Origin of the sequence: Haloferax sp. Atlit-6N (assembly GCF_003383195.1) — an archaeon.
In the GTDB taxonomy this organism is placed as follows: domain Archaea; phylum Halobacteriota; class Halobacteria; order Halobacteriales; family Haloferacaceae; genus Haloferax; species Haloferax gibbonsii.
Genome location: NZ_QEQJ01000002.1, coordinates 509963 through 523592 on the forward strand (window position 1 = coordinate 509963; position 13630 = coordinate 523592).

Sequence of the window (13630 nt, forward strand, 5' to 3'; positions counted from 1 at the left end):
GGAGAGCGACGCCACCGCCCCGCCGAGGCCGCCGAAGACGACGCCGAACGTCCAGACGGGGACGAACGCGGACGGGACGGGATTCCCGGCGGTCATCTCGGTCGCGGCGTCGAGCGTGGAAAACGAGCCGCCGGTGGTGAGGGCGAGCCAGCCGGCGACCGCGAGCGTGCCGACGACGAACGCGGCGACGCCGGCGGCGAACCCGGTCGGGAGAAGGGCGCGACCCTCGTCGCGGGGGAGCGAGTAGAGACGCGGAGGTGGGGAGGGCATGCGTGCGACCGTGGTCGCCCGCGAAACGAGTATCTTGGGGGAGGCGCCAGGTCAGACGAGCGAGGCTGACGGCGGCTCAGACGACGAACCGGAGGACCCAGAGCGCGCCCATGCCGACGAGGATGGTGGCGAGCACGCGTTCGGTGTACCACGCGGCGAGCGCGGCCATCGCGCCGGCGACGAGTTTGTCGTTGCCGACGGAGACCGCGAGGTCGCCGGACGGGGCGAGGAGCGCGGGGAAGACGAGCGCCGCGAACACCGCCGCGGGGACGTACTCCAGCGCCGATTCGACCGTCGGCGGCACGTCGTCGATGCGGCCGAACAGGTAGATGAAGGAGCCGCGGATGGCGAACGTGAGGACGCCCGCGAGGGCGATGACGAGCCAGACGGTCGCCGAGTCGTAGCCGGTCGGCATTCAGGCGTCGCCTCCGAGGGATTCGACGCCGAGGCCGGCGAGGACGCCGACGACGGCCGCGACGATGATGTCGAGGTGGAAGGGGACGCCCGCGACGACGACGCCGGTGGCGACGAGGCCGCCGACCAGACACGACGCGCCGGACGCGCGGTCCTTCAGCGTGGGGACGAGCAGGGCGAGAAAGACCAGCGGCGCGGCGAAGTCGAAGCCCCACTCCGGCGGGAGGCCGGAGCCGAGGAGCGCGCCGGCGACGGTCGTCACCTGCCAGACGAGCCACAGCGACGCGCCCGCGCCGACGTAGTACGCGAAGCGGTCGGTCTCGCCGTCGCGGCCGTAGCGGGCGATAGAGACCGCGTAGGCCTGGTCGGTCAGGAGGTACGACGCGAGCGCCTTCGCCCGGGCGGTCAGGTCGCGGAAGTAGGGCGCGATAGAGGCCGAGTACATCATCGTCCGGAGGTTGATGACGACGGCCGTGCCGACGACGATGGCCAGCGGCGCGTCCGCGCCGAGGAGTTCTATCATCGCGAGCTGCGACGCGCCGGCGAAGACGAGACTGGAGAAGCCGAGGGCGTGCGCGACCGAAAGCCCCTGTTCGACGGCCGCGACGCCGGCGACGAGGCCGAACGGCGCGATACCGAGTTGGAGCGGCCCCGCGGCCCGGACGCCGTCGAGGAGGTCGGAGGAAACGGTTGGCATCTGTCGGTAGCAGGTCGCCGCCCCCGAAATAGCCGTCTATCGTCGGGCGGTTTGCCGGCTCTTCGGTCTACCGCCTGACGACGGCGACCTCGCGGATTTCGAGCGCCGTCTCGAACTCGTCGCGGCGGTCGGCGTCCGCGCCGACGCGCCGGAGGTGTTCGGCGTGCGCCCGGCGGACCGCGTCGACCTCGCGGTGCGAGAACTCGAGGTCGAGCCCCTTCGTGTCCCAGTGGCCCAGCGGGACGAGAAACACCGCCGTCTCGTCGTCCTCGTGGACGCATTCGAACCCCTGTGCGTACTCGCTCGCCCGACCGTCGAGGTACGCCTGCGCTCGGTCGAGCAACAGCGGGAGGCTGCTGGCGGGGACGCTCGCCTTCGCGGCCGCGAGCATGATGGCCGTGCCGTCGATGGCACCGCCCCGGGGCGAGCCGTCCTCGCCGTCCGGCGCGAGGCGCTCGCTGAGTCGTTCGCGCCCCGGCCGCCGGTCGCCGTCGGCTCCCACGGTCATCCCCCCGCGCGCATCGCCTTGCGGGCGAACCGCTCGACGAGGTCGTCGAGCGTCTCCTCGTCGCCCTCGAACGCGAGTTGCACCTCGGTGAGTTGGATACTGCTCGTTATCGTGACCTCCTCGGTCTCGATGTCGACGGTCCAGTCGGGACCGACCACGCGGCCGTCGCCGTCGGCCTCGCCGCCGAGCCCTTCGAGGTACTGAATCGCGAGTCGGGGCGAGATACCGCGGAACGCTCGCTGTCGGCGCGCCACGTCAGCCCCCCGCGACCGGTGGGAAGACGCTCACGGCGTCCCCGTCGTCGAGCGCCGTGGCCATCCCCTCGAGGTGGACCACCTCGCGCCCGTTTTTCAGCACGTTCACGTGCGGCTTGACCTCGCCGTCTTCGATGAGTCGGCCGGCGAGGCCGTCGTACTCCGCTTCCAGCGACTCGAGGACGTCCCCGACGGTCGCGTCGTCGTCGACCCGCCAGTAGATGGACTTCTGGCCCACCACCTCCCGAAACGTCGCGAAGAAGCGCAATTCGAGTTCCATACCCCTTGTCGGCGTCCACGAGACAAAAAGGTACGTCGCGGACGGGACCTGAAGGTCGGACTCCCGTTATCGGAGTCAGTGATGCAAATAAACTACAAGTATATCGTGTGAAAAATCTCAACCAATTAAATAGATGAAACGTCGAAACATCTCCCTCGGAGTGACGTTCCAAACGGCTTCAATACCACATCAATCGCGTCGGGGCGGCGCGGGCGGCGCGGTCCGTTCGGCAACGGTCGAACCATCCCCAGTCGGTGCCGAACGGCCCGGCCGATTACCGTCCCGCGTCGCGGACTTCGATACGACCGACGGACTCGACGGTGACGACGAAGTCGGCGTAGTTGAACTCGAGCGACGCACCCGTCACGCGCGGGGCACCGGGCGTGTCGCGGCCGAACAGGGCGTCGAGGGCGTCGGTGTCTACGTGCTCTGTGAGCGGCGGTAGCTCCGTCGGGTCGCGGCGCGTGTGTTGGTTCACGGCCGCGGCCACCGCCTCAGAGACCGGCTCGGTACGCTCGCAGTCGTACCAAACCCGTGTCGGTTCGAACTCGTCTCGTAGCTTCGTGTCAGATGTGATGATGGTTTCGTCCCCCCAGTATCGTCCGTCAGATACGTTGGTTTGACGTGTTATATTTCTTGCGTACTAACGGTATGTCGCACTGATAGTGTTTAGATGGTGCAATACTCTGGGCGAGAATTGACCGCTAAACAGCAGTGGGAGAGGCGAGTTATCGGAACGTCGAGTCAATTCGAGAGGGGAAAAAGAGGTAGAGAACAGAACAGACGGGAGCGGAGCGGACGGAATCGGAGCAGACAGAAACGGAGCAGACGTGAACAGAACAGACGGAAACGTGACCACGCGCCGTCGTCCCGACACCGTGCGGACCGGTCCGGTCAGGCCGCGGGTGCCACGTCGGTCCCCCACGTGACGCGCCGGTACGACTCGTCGAGGGCCTGCGCGTCCTCGGGGAGGAGGGCCGCGACGAGGAACGTCGGATACTGCTGGAAGTGGTCGACCAGCGCGGCGATGCGCTCGGCGTCGATGGCCTCGACAGAGTCGAGCAGCATGAACGGGACCTCCTCGTACACCTCGTGGACGAGGTAGCCCGCGAGGGCGAACACGAGGCCGACGACCTCGCGCTCGCTCTCGCTGAGGTGGTCGATGGAGTCCTCGTACACCGCCCCGGAGTCGGACGCGCGGACGATGTGGAGTTCGAACTGGGTCTTTTCGACCTTGCGGCGGCCCTCTCGGACCCGGCGTTCGACCTGCTCCAGCCAGACGCGCTCGATGTTGTCGTAGCCGAGGAGGTCGAGGACCGTCTCCATCTCCTCGTTGAACGCCTCGACGGCCGCGGTCGTCAGCGACCGAATTCGGGTTCGCGCATCCTCGAGTTCCTCGGTCACCTGCTCGCGTTCGCGTTCGAGTTCCTCGCGCTCGTCGAACCGGTCGTCGAGCGCGTCGAGGTCGTCGTGGACCGACGCGAGGTCGTCGCGCGTCCGGTCGAGCGTGAACTCGATCTCGTTGAGCTCCTTGTGGAGTTCGATGAGGTCGCCTTCGGCCTGCCCGCGGAGGTCCGACGCGTCGGCTTCGAGCGCTTCGACCCGTTCGGCGAGCTCCTCGCGCTGGTCGGTCAGCGAGTCGATCTGTCCGGTCCGGCGGTCGAGTTCGTCTTCGAGGCGCTGGAGCTTATCCCGGAGCTTCCGGCGGTCGCGCTGGGCCTGTTCCGCCGCCCGCATCGAGCGTTCGAGTTCGTCGAGTTCGCGGCGGAGTTCGGCGCGTTCCTCGCGCTGTTCGTCTCTGACCTCGCGGAGGCGGTCGGTCGTCCCCCGAATCTGGTCGCGGTCGACCTCGGTTCCGCAGGTCCAGCACGTAATCGTCTCCGAGGAGACGAGTTGGTCCGTCACCGAGCCGCCGCCGACCGCGCCCAGCGAGTCCTCGACGAGGTCGGCCTTGCCTTCGAGCACGTCCTCCGTGTACTGGACGACGGTCTGAAGCTCCGAAATCGTCGAGTTGAGCGACTCGATGCGCGACCGAATCGACTCGATACGCTCGTTCGCCTCGCCGCGGTCGACCTCGTCGGCCTCGAACGAATCGAGTTCCGACTGGAGTTCGGAGCGCTCCTCGCGGAGCGATTCGACGCTCTCGCGCTCGCTCTGGAGGCGGAAGCGGACCGTTTCGAGGTCCGACCGCGCCGACTGCAGGTCGGAAAGCACCTCGTCTAACGCGGCCTGGTTCTCGCGTTGCGCCTCGACCGTCCGGTCTTCGGCCTCGATTTCGGCTTCGAGGTCGTCGCGCTCGGCTTCGAGGTTCTCGATTTCGGCTTCGAGGTCGTCGTGCTTCGCTTCGAGCGACCGGCGGTCGGCCTCGAGCGAGTCGAGCGAGTCGAGTTGCGTTTCCACCTGCGTTCGTCGGGTCTGGAGGCGCTCGATTTCGGCCTCGATGGCGTCGGTGTCGACCGGAGCCATGATGACGTCGCGGAGGTCGCGCTCCGCGACGACGGCCCGGCGCGCCTCGTTCGACCCGAGGAGGAACGCAAAGCGGTCCGCGGTCGTCGTATCCTGGAGGTACGGCGTGCCGTCGGTCGTGACACCGCCGTTCTCGCGGGAGAAGACGCGGGTGTAGGTCCGGCCGTCGAGTTCGAGTTCGACCGACCCCTCGTCGGCGTCGCCCTTGAGACTGGCCGCGTCGCTCCCGAACGCGCCCATAATCGCGCGCAGGAATGACGTTCGGTTCGTCGCGTTGCGCCCGGTCAGAACGGTGACGCCGGGTTCGAGCCCGACGGTTCGTTCGTCGATACCACCAATGTTTCGTATACGGACAGTCGCCGTCTGAAGTGCCTCTGAATCGTTCATGTTTCGGATGTGGTGTGTTGGTGAGCCCGAACCGCTACTCGTCACTCTCGTGTCCGCAGTCGCAGTGCCCGGAGTTGAGGAGCGTCGTCGGGGTCATTCGAGTGTCACAGTCTGTGCAGGTGACGCGGATGTCTACTTCGACCTCGTAGGTGCCGATGAAGACCGCTTCGGCCTTCACTAAACGGTCGATAACATCGATAGTCACCGTCCGAAGTCGGGACCGGAGCTTCCGAATCGTCGCGAGTCCCGACTCGGTCGCGCTCTGCCCGTCTTCGTCGTCTTCACGTTCGACGTTTCGGTGTCGCTTAAGGTAGTTATACACCGACTGGTAGGAGATGATGTCCGACTCCAACTGTTCGATGTCGACGCCGCGCTCGCGGAGCGTGTTCCGCGCGTCGGTGCGGCTCCCCGCGGTCACGTCGTCGCTGGTCAGGAGTCGGTAGAAGTTCTCCGCCTCCCCGTCGAGGACGTGCGCGCCGGCCTGGTCCAGCGCGGCCCGGATGAGTCGCTTGTTCACGTCGCCTTCGAGTTCACGGAGGCTCCGTCGCTCGCGACCCTCGCCGAGCCACGCGTCGACGAGGTCGTCACCGAGGCCATCGAGACCGTATCGGTCCGCGATACGCTCTATCTTCGGACCTCGGCCGCCGCGGCGGGAAACCGTACTTCCAGAATCTGGCATTGTGACCTCGCTACCAGGACCTTAGCGTGCAGTGCCCTAAACGTTACTTATGAATTATCAGAGGTGATAAAACTAGAACACAAACGATTTACACGATAGACGCCGGATTTCTCACAGGATTCGGGCGATAACTGAGAGATATCGACGAATCATACTGCGTCGCCCGACGGCGGTCGGGGCCCGACGTCACGCCTCGCGAACTGTCACCCAGAGGTGGACCTCGCGGTAGGCGTTGTCCACGGTCGGCGACGCCGGCGGCGCGCCCTCGTAGAGGAGGTACGTCAGCCGTAGGCGCTCGCCCGTCATCGTCGGGCGAACCTCGTGTGGCTCGTGCCACGTCTCGTTGTGTTCGAGCCGGGGCGTGAACGTCCGGAGCCGCTCCGATTCCAGTACGGTCGTCGAGTTGTTCGACACCTCGACGCGCTGGAGCACCGCGACGACAGTGTAGTTCACCGTCCGGTGTTCCTGGTTGCCGACGCCGAGGACGAGCGACGCCGGCTCGCCGCGGACGAGTTCTTCCGGGTAGTTGTCGGCGGTGAGTTCGTCGTTTCCGTCTTCGGTCAGGAGGTACAGTTCGGTGAACGACTCGCCGTCTTTCGGCACCGCCACCGCGTAGCCGACGCTGGCGGTCGCGAGGACCACGCTCACCACGAGGACGACGTTCAGCATCGCGTCGGTCTGCGACGCCGGGTTGAATAGCTCGCCGCGCACAGCGGCGAACCAGCGCTCGTACGGGACCACCAGCCGTTCTTCTTCGGGAAGCGCCGACCGCCGGGCCGCCGCGAACGTCGTCGCGACGAGCGTGAAGCCGCTCACGGCGACGAGGATGGGCACGAGGCGAATTCCCCACGGGGTGAAGTTGAGGACGAGCCCGAGCAGGGGAACGACCGCGATGCTCGTCCCGAACGAGAGCGCGACCCGCTCGATACCGTCGATACCCGCCATCCGGTCGTGGTCCTCGTGGGCGTCTATCGGCGGGCCGCGCTCGGGGAACAGCGCCGCGATGAGGGCGTAGCCGGGGATGAAAAGCACGAACGGCAGGCCGACGACGACTCGCAGCGGTGTTCCCTCCAGCCCGGGCGTGAGCGTCGCGACGAGCGTGAGCGCGACCCCCGCGACGACGACCGCGAGGTCGGCGGGGAGGGTGCGGAGGGGCTCGGGGAGGAACAACCGCCAGTCTTGGCGCTGCGACATCTACCCGAAGTGGGAAACACGAGCACAAAAATCATTTGTCAGCCGTCGGGGGTCGCCGCCGCACTACTCGACCGGGCCGACCGGCTCCGACGCGTCCGCAGCGTCGCCCGAATCGGACGACTCGGGCACGCCGGTCTCGTCCGGGGCGACGACAGAGCGGGCCGTCTCGACCAGCTCGGCGGCGTCCGCGTCGCTCACCGAGAGTCCGCTGTAGGCCGCGCGCTCGTAGCCCGCGGTGAGCGATTCGAGCGCCTCCGCGGGCGCAACGCCGGCGTCGACACACCGGTCGCAGAACTCCCAGTGGGTCGCGGCGTCGTCGATGCCGGCGGCGGCCCCGAGCGCCCGGCGGACGCCCGCGTAGGCCACGACGACCGCGTCGTTGGGTCGGCCCTCGTCGAGCGCGTTGGCCGCCGAATCCAGCGCCGAAGCCTCGGTCACCGCCGGCTCCGGCTCGGCCGGTTCGTTGCTCTCTGTCGCGGCCGACTCGGCGACCGTCGCCGCCGCGGCGTCGTCGGCGTCGTCGGCGTCGTTCCGGCGAAGGAGCACGGCGGCGACGAGGCCGACGACCGCGGTCCCGGCGACGACCCACGCGAGGTCGAGCGGGTCGAACGGGAGCCCGCCGGACGCGCCGTTTCCGGCCCCGTCCCCGTCGGGGGCGTTCGAGAGCCGGATGCTCGCCGTCGCGTCGGACGGTTCGAGGTTCGTCCCCTCGCCGTCGAAGGCGACCGAGACGGTCGCGTTCTCGACGCTCGCATCGCTCGGGAGGTCGACCGCGGCCCGGTACGCGCCCGACGCGCCGGTCGTCGCCGCGGCGACCTCGCGCCCGTCGACGCTGACCGCGACCGACTGGCCGCTCACGGCCTCGCCCTCGTCGGTTTCGAGTCGGCCGTCGACGACGACCGTCTCGTTCGCGGTCTCGCGGGCGGTCACGCCGAGCGCCGTTCCCTCGGTTTCGAGCGGGACCGCGACCGTCGCCGGGGCGAACGTGACCGCCCTGCCGTCGCCGCCGGGGGCGACGCGAATCGACGCCGTTCCCGTCGCGGTCGCGGGGACGGTCGCCGAGACGGCCGACGCGCCGCTCGCGTTCGTCGCCGGCGCGGTCGCCGACGACCCGGCGAAGCTCGCCGAGACCGGGTAGTTCGACACCGGCGTCCCGTTCACCCGGACCGTCGCGCGAACCGAGACGGCGTCGGCGTAGCCGTAGGCCGACGCGGACGGCTCGGACAGCCTCGCGGTCGCGTTCACCCGCGAGACGGCGACGGGAACGACCCGCTCTGTCGCCTGATACATCGACGCGTCGTCCGGGAGGTAGCGGACCGTCAGCGACTCGGTGCTGACCGGAATCCGCGTCGGCCGGTAGGTCAGTTCGAACGAGCCGTCGGGGTCGACCGCCGACTGGACCGTCTGCCCGCCGACCGCGAAGCGGGCGCTCCCCGTCTCGACCGGCGTGCCGTTGTCGGTGACGAGCGACCCGGAGAGCACGAGCGGGTCGGTAAAGGAGATGTTCCGGTCGTAGTCGCCGACGGCGAGGCGAGTGGCGACGAACTCGCGGGAGACGATTTCGTCGCGCTGTTCGGAGATGTTCGCCTGCACCGCCGCGAGTTGGGCGCTGCTCTCGGCTAAGTCGCCGTCCGTCTGGTTCGAGATGACGTCGAACGCCGCCAACAGCCGGTCAGACTGCGCCTCGCCGTTCTCGGCGAGGCGCGTCAGGTTACGGGCGAGCTCGCGGGCTCGTTCGTCGTTTCCGGCCCGCCTCGCCGCCTCGTACTCGCGGCGCGTCTCGCGGAACTCGCTGACGGTGTCGACGTACCCCCACTGGGTCTCGCTGACGGTCCGGTACTCCTCGCCCGCGCCGTCGCCGCCGACCTCGCCCTCGACGTCGACGTACTTGCCGAGCGAGTCGTCGTAGTCGTCGACGAGCGCCGCCTTCGCGGCGGCGTACTCGCCCTGACTGAGCCGCAGGGTGCTCGCGCCGATGTCGCCGTTGAGTTCGCCCGAGAGGTACGACAGCAATCGGTCGAGTTCGTTCTCATCGTCGACCTCGTCGGGGTTCTCGTGGATGACGCCGGTGCTGTTGTTCGTCGCGTTCGCGGTCTGCTGCAGCGGACCCGGGGCCGGCCCGAGCGCCGAGACTCGGTCGGCTCCCCCGAGAGACGCCGGCGCGTCCGCGCTCGCGGCGGACGCGTCGGCGACCGCTCCCACAGAGACCGCCGCTACCGGCGCTGTCGCGACGAGACAGCCGACGACCAACATCGTCCAGAGCAACCGCACCGGGCGGCCCGATTCACCACGCACTATCCGTAGCCAGACGGGGGGACATAATGGGTTTTGGCATTCGGCTGACTCCCGGCGGGAGCAGGAGCCCCGGGAGTCGCAGACTGCGCCGTGTTAACGGAGGGTTTAACGCCTGACCGACGCACCGAGCACGCCGCGGGTCGGCGGGGTCCGCGCGGCCGACCGTCGCGCGCGCCAACACAAACATTCAACTTGGGCGGCACGAATCGAACCCACGATGCTTCCGACCCGTCGGTGGGCCGCGCTCGCAGGCGTCGCCTGCTTCCTCGCCGTCTACGCGGTCGTCCTCGACGAGCCGACGCCGCTTTTCGCAGCCTGCGGTCTCGCCGCGTGGCTCGTCGTCGCGCAGGTCGACGCCGTCGGGACGATGCGCTCGGTCGACCGCGACCTCTCGGCGAGCGTCTCGGTCGAGCCGACGTCGGTGTACGTCGACGACCGCGCCGCGGTGACGCTGACGGCGTCGCTGTCCGAGGCCGTCGACGCGCCAGTCGAGGTCGAACTCGTCGCGCCGCCGAGCGTGAACGCGCCGGAGCGCGCGCGCCGGACGGTCGCGTTCGACCCCGGCGAGACCGCCGGGTCGGTCACGTGCAGTATCGAGTTCCCCGTCGCCGGGCGAATCGCGTTCGACGAGGTCGAAGTCGACATCGAGGACCACGCCGGCTTCTTCACCGAGACGCTGACGCTCGACGCCGACGCCCGCTGTCTGGTCGAATCGCCGGCCCCCGACGGCATCCACGTCGGTCGCGGCGGCGAACTGGTCGGCGCGTCCTTCGGCGACCACTCCAGCGACCAGACCGGGCCGGGGCTCGTCCCCCACGAGACGCGGCAGTACCTCCCCGGCGACACGCTGTCGCAGATCGACTGGAAGACCACCGCGCGCATGGACCACCCGTACATCCGCGAGTTCGAGTCCGAGTCCGACTACCTGCTGTCGCTCGTGGTCGACTGCGGTTCGAACATGAACCGCGGTCCGACCGGGCGAACGATGCTCTCGTACGCTCGCGAGGTCGCGCTCGGCCTCATCGACGCCGCCGACTCCCACGGCGACCCCGTCTCGGCGCAGTTCGTCGGCGACGCCGGGACGACGTGGGAGTTCGGCCCCTCGTCGTCCTCGAACGCCTACCAGACGATTCGGCGGCGGCTGCTCTCGATAGAGCCGACTCGGCGTTCGCGTCGTCCGGTCGGCACGTCTCGGCCGGTCGCCCCCGAAGACGCCCGCAAGCGGAGTCGCCTCCTCGACGGCGACGACTCGGCGTTCGCGTCGACGCTCCGCCCGTACCTCAGCGACGGCGAGAGCTACGTCTCGCGGGTCAGCGACCGACCGATTTTCGACGCGGTGAAGTCCGCGTGCTCGCGGTCCGACCGGCAGGACCACCTCGTGCTCATCACCGACGACTCGGCGAGAGTCGAGACCTACGAGGCGGTCGTCGTCGCGTCCAAGCGGAGCAGCCAGACGAGCGTCTTCCTCACGCCGACGACGTTCTTCGACGACGCCGCCGGGGGCGCGGGCGACACCGCCGGGGTCGTCGCCTTCGAGGAGTTCCGAAAGCGCCTCGAACGGCTCCCGAACGTCACCGCCTACGAAGTCGCCCCGAAGAGCGCGATGAACCTGGCTGCGGACCGCGCCACCACAGCGGAGTGAACATCGATGGAGACACCTGTGAACCAGAGCGAACGGACGATTCGAACCGTGTTGGACGCGAACGAACTCACCCCGATGGACGTGGTCGGCGTCCTCTGTGTCACGCTCGTGGCGGGGCTGACGAGCGGGCTGTGGGGCGTCGCCGCCGGCGTCCTCGTCCTCGCCGTCGCGGCGGCGACGACGGGACCGCTCGCGTTCGTCGTCGCCCAACTGACCGCCGTCTCGCTCTTCGGAGACGCGAGCCTCGTCGCGCTCGGTGGCGCGCAGCTCGCGGCGTTCCCGCTCCTCGCGAGCGCGGCGTGCGCGTGGCCGCCGAACCGGTCGCGACTCGCTCGGCTGGCGGCGGGGTACGTCCTCGCGCTCGGGGTGGCGTGGGCGCTCTGGACGTCGTTCCGGTGGGCGTGGCAGGCCGCGCTGGTCGCCGTCGTCCTCGCGGCGGCGGTCGCCTACGGGCTTCACCGCTACGAGCGCGTCGCGCTCGGCCTCGTGAGCGCGCCGGACGCGGGGGCGGAGCGATGAGCGCGGGCCGGCCCGACCGTGAGTTGGCAAACGGCGAGACCCGCGCCGTCGTTTCGGCCGCGAGCCGAGGCGACGGCGACGCCGGCCGGGGCGACACCGACGAGGCGACCCCAGACCGCGCCGAAGTCGCCGACCTCCGGCGCGAGAACGCCCGACTCAGACAGCGCTACGAGGCGCTTCGAAGGGGTCGGTACCGACAGACCGCGACCGCGCTGGCCGCGCTGGGCGTCGCCGGCCTCCTCGGCGGTGCGGTCTTTCCGCCCGTCCGGGAGACGCTCGTCGTCCTCGGCGCTATCGGGCTGTTCGCCGCCGCGGTGACGCGGTATCTCAGCCCCGAGCGGTTCATCCCCGTCGGCATCGGCTCGTCCGTGTTCGGCGCGCACGCGAGCAACCACGCCGCCGTCGTCGACGAACTCGGCCTGCAGGACACGATGGTCTACGTCCCCGACGCCGACCGCGACGCCGTTCGGCTGTTCGTCCCGGAGCACCGCGGCTACGCGCTTCCCGACGCCGAGGCGCTCCGCGACACCTTCGTCGTCAGCGACGACGAACTGGCGCGCGGCGTCGCGTTCAACCCCAGCGGCGGCGGCCTGTTCGACGAGTTCGAGCGGAGCCTCGACGGCCCGCTCGGCGGCGACCCCGAGACGCTCGCCCGACAGGCGACCGACGCCCTCGTGGAACTGTTCGAACTCGCCGAGACCGCGACCGCCGAGGCTGACGCCGACGACGGTCGCCTGACGGTCCGCGTGGAGGACTGCCGGTTCGGATCGGCCGAGACGTTCGACACGCCCGTCGCGTCGTTCGTCGCCGTCGCCGTCGCCCGCGGCCTCGGCGCGCCGGTCGTCGCCGAGGTCGCCGCCGGCGAGGAGATGGACTTCGCCGTCACCTGCCGGTGGGACGTTGAAGACGACGAGGAAATCGAGTCGTCCGCGGGCGCGGCGTCGGAGGTCGAGGGTGAGAGCGAAGAAGCAGAAGCGGAAACAGAAACAGAAGCCGACGAGCGGTAGCCGACCGTCCTCAGTCGTCGTCGCCGGCGACGGAGGGCGTCGCCGACTCGTTGAGGTCGACTTCGGGCGTCGGAACGGTGTCGACGACCTCCTCGACGACCTCCCGCGGGTCGCGTCCGCTGATGTCCGCCTCGGTCCCGAGGACGAGGCGGTGCGACATGATGATGGACGCGAGCCGCTTCACGTCGTCCGGAATCACGTAGTCGCGGCCGCGAATCGCCGCGGCGGCCTTGCCGGCCCGGAGGAACGCAAGCGACGCGCGGGGCGACGCGCCGAAGTCGACCGCGGCGTGCGTCCGCGTCGCGCCGACGAGGTCGAGGATGTAGTCGAACACCTTGTCGTCGACGTGCACGTCCGTGACGACCTGTCGGGCCTCCCCGATGTCGGCGTCGTCGATGACGTTCGAGATGTCCGAGGGCTTGAGCGACGGCGAGCGGTCGAAGCGTTCGAGAATCTCCCGCTCGTCGGCCCGCTCCGGGATTTCGACGACGACCTTGAACTGGAAGCGGTCGCGCTGGGCCTCCGGGAGGTTGAACGTCCCCTCGTACTCGATGGGGTTCTGCGTGGCGACGACCATGAACGGATAGGGAAGTTTGAGCGTCTCGCCCTCGATGGTCACCTGTCCCTCTTCCATCGCTTCGAGGAGCGCGGACTGCGTCTTCGGCGTCGCCCGGTTTATCTCGTCGGCGAGGACGACGTTCGAGAAGACCGGCCCCCGCTGGAGTTCGAACTCGCCGAGGTTCTCGCGGTAGATGTGGGTGCCCGTGATGTCCGCCGGTAGCACGTCGGGCGTCATCTGAATCCGCTGGTAGTCGAGGTTCGCGGCGTGGGCGAACAGGTTGGCGATGGTCGTCTTGGCCACGCCAGGAACCCCTTCGAGGAGGACGTGACCGTTCGTCAGCAACGCGATGGTGAGCGCCTCTATCGCGTCTTCGTTCCCGACGAGGAGTTGCGACGTCTCGTCCAGGATGGCCTCGTAGACCTCTTCGGGAGCACTCATATACGAGACACTCAGGAC

At 69.0% G+C, this 13630-nt stretch carries 14 protein-coding genes and 1 pseudogene; 3 read left to right on the top strand and 12 right to left on the bottom strand.

The features are described from left to right. Positions 1-30 precede the first annotated feature (30 nt). The 11 genes and pseudogenes from DEQ92_RS11855 to DEQ92_RS11905 all read right to left on the bottom strand — a co-directional run. A pseudogene (locus tag DEQ92_RS11855) lies at positions 31-270 on the bottom strand (hypothetical protein); the annotation flags it as partial. Positions 271-346: 76 nt separating this feature from the next. Beyond that, the gene (locus DEQ92_RS11860) at positions 347-685 is read right to left on the bottom strand and encodes an AzlD domain-containing protein (RefSeq protein ID WP_115820814.1); all 339 of its coding nucleotides are present in this window, start codon (positions 683-685) and stop codon (positions 347-349) included. Then, positions 686-1381, bottom strand: a complete 696-nt coding sequence (locus DEQ92_RS11865; protein WP_050459488.1) for an AzlC family ABC transporter permease — start codon at positions 1379-1381, stop codon at positions 686-688. Positions 1382-1448: 67 nt separating this feature from the next. Next, positions 1449-1889, bottom strand: coding sequence for a hypothetical protein (locus DEQ92_RS11870; protein ID WP_050459487.1), 441 nt, complete (start codon positions 1887-1889; stop codon positions 1449-1451). Further along, on the bottom strand, positions 1886-2143 hold the full coding sequence (locus tag DEQ92_RS11875) for a hypothetical protein (RefSeq protein ID WP_004975681.1): 258 nt from the start codon (positions 2141-2143) through the stop codon (positions 1886-1888). Before DEQ92_RS11875 ends, DEQ92_RS11870 begins: the two co-directional genes overlap by 4 nt. Position 2144: 1 nt before the next feature. Further along, positions 2145-2423 (bottom strand): ubiquitin-like modifier protein SAMP3, encoded by a 279-nt coding sequence (gene samp3, locus DEQ92_RS11880; RefSeq protein ID WP_115820815.1) that lies wholly within the window; start codon positions 2421-2423, stop codon positions 2145-2147. 274 nt (positions 2424-2697) lie between these two features. Further along, entirely contained in the window at positions 2698-3054 is a 357-nt protein-coding gene (locus DEQ92_RS11885) for a HalOD1 output domain-containing protein (RefSeq protein ID WP_342764750.1), read from the bottom strand. 263 nt (positions 3055-3317) lie between these two features. Further along, positions 3318-5276: an archaea-specific SMC-related protein gene (locus tag DEQ92_RS11890; RefSeq protein ID WP_115820816.1), complete on the bottom strand. Its 1959-nt coding sequence runs from the start codon at positions 5274-5276 to the stop codon at positions 3318-3320. 34 nt (positions 5277-5310) lie between these two features. Beyond that, complete coding sequence (gene rdfA / locus DEQ92_RS11895; protein ID WP_115820817.1) at positions 5311-5955, bottom strand: rod-determining factor RdfA; 645 nt, start codon at positions 5953-5955, stop codon at positions 5311-5313. A 186-nt stretch (positions 5956-6141) separates the two neighbouring features. Beyond that, positions 6142-7149, bottom strand: a complete 1008-nt coding sequence (locus DEQ92_RS11900) for a DUF1616 domain-containing protein (protein ID WP_115820818.1) — start codon at positions 7147-7149, stop codon at positions 6142-6144. 63 nt (positions 7150-7212) lie between these two features. Continuing rightward, the gene (locus tag DEQ92_RS11905) at positions 7213-9402 is read right to left on the bottom strand and encodes a DUF4129 domain-containing protein (RefSeq protein ID WP_115820819.1); all 2190 of its coding nucleotides are present in this window, start codon (positions 9400-9402) and stop codon (positions 7213-7215) included. 259 nt (positions 9403-9661) lie between these two features. On the opposite strand from DEQ92_RS11905, the gene DEQ92_RS11910 reads away from it, so the two are divergent. From DEQ92_RS11910 to DEQ92_RS11920, 3 genes are read left to right on the top strand one after another with little or no spacing between them, the layout of a single operon-like run. Next, entirely contained in the window at positions 9662-11086 is a 1425-nt protein-coding gene (locus tag DEQ92_RS11910; RefSeq protein WP_115820820.1) for a DUF58 domain-containing protein, read from the top strand. A gap of 18 nt (positions 11087-11104) precedes the next feature. Continuing rightward, positions 11105-11605, top strand: coding sequence for a hypothetical protein (locus DEQ92_RS11915; RefSeq protein ID WP_004975696.1), 501 nt, complete (start codon positions 11105-11107; stop codon positions 11603-11605). Next, on the top strand, positions 11602-12612 hold the full coding sequence (locus DEQ92_RS11920; RefSeq protein ID WP_115820821.1) for a hypothetical protein: 1011 nt from the start codon (positions 11602-11604) through the stop codon (positions 12610-12612). Before DEQ92_RS11915 ends, DEQ92_RS11920 begins: the two co-directional genes overlap by 4 nt. A gap of 10 nt (positions 12613-12622) precedes the next feature. Here the strand turns inward: DEQ92_RS11920 and DEQ92_RS11925 are convergent, their stop codons facing one another. Continuing rightward, on the bottom strand, positions 12623-13612 hold the full coding sequence (locus tag DEQ92_RS11925; protein ID WP_115820822.1) for a MoxR family ATPase: 990 nt from the start codon (positions 13610-13612) through the stop codon (positions 12623-12625). Positions 13613-13630 lie beyond the last annotated feature (18 nt).